We start from the raw sequence: 745 nt of genomic DNA, 5'->3' as shown, positions 1-745 counted from the left end.
AAACAAGAACGATATCATCGACGCCGAGGCAATCGCTGAGGCCGCAACGCGACCGACAATGCGCTTCGTCGCCGTAAAGGAGGAGGGCCAGGTCGATCTTCAAGCCCTGCATCGAATCCGTGACCAGATGGTCGGCTCGAGGACACGCCTGATCAATCAGATGCGGGCCTTCTGCCTCGAGTACGGTGTACCTTTGCGTCAGGGTGCCGGAATGTTCAAACTCGAGTTGCCGCGCGCTTTGAATGACGAAGGAAACGATTTGTCACCAGTGATGCGTCGCCTGCTGGGCGATCTCTTCGCCGACCTCCGCCGCCTCGAAGAACGGATCCGCGAAGTGACAAAGGAGATCGAAGCGGTCGCCGATCGAGAGGACGTTACACGCCGGCTGATGACAATCCCCGGTATCGGCGCATTGGGTGCGACCGCCGTACTTGCCGCGATTGGTGATGGACTGCAGTTTCGCAAGGCCCGCGACCTTGCTGCCTGGCTGGGGTTAGTGCCCAGGCAATACTCGACCGGCGGAAAACAGACGTTGCTTGGCGCCAGCAAACGCGGCAACCGTTATGTGAGAAAGCTTCTAGTGCATGGCGCGCGATCCTGCTTCCGGCATTTGGACCGGACGCGCGATCGCCTAGGAAGCTGGCTCGACGGGCTCCAGGCTCGGATGCATCCGAACAAGGCCGTTGTCGCTCTAGCCGCCAAGATGGCTCGCATTGTCTGGGTGGTCTTGAATAAGCCTGGAGCT

1 protein-coding gene is annotated in these 745 nt (G+C 59.9%); it reads left to right on the top strand.

Annotated elements, in window-relative coordinates:
• Window positions 1-745 (top strand): IS110 family RNA-guided transposase (locus HZZ16_RS36930; protein WP_197955772.1); only part of this gene is annotated, 745 nt, incomplete at both ends.

The sequence above is a fragment of the Bradyrhizobium glycinis genome (assembly GCF_016031655.1).
In the GTDB taxonomy this organism is placed as follows: domain Bacteria; phylum Pseudomonadota; class Alphaproteobacteria; order Rhizobiales; family Xanthobacteraceae; genus Bradyrhizobium; species Bradyrhizobium glycinis.
This window is presented reverse-complemented; position numbering and strand designations above follow the sequence as displayed.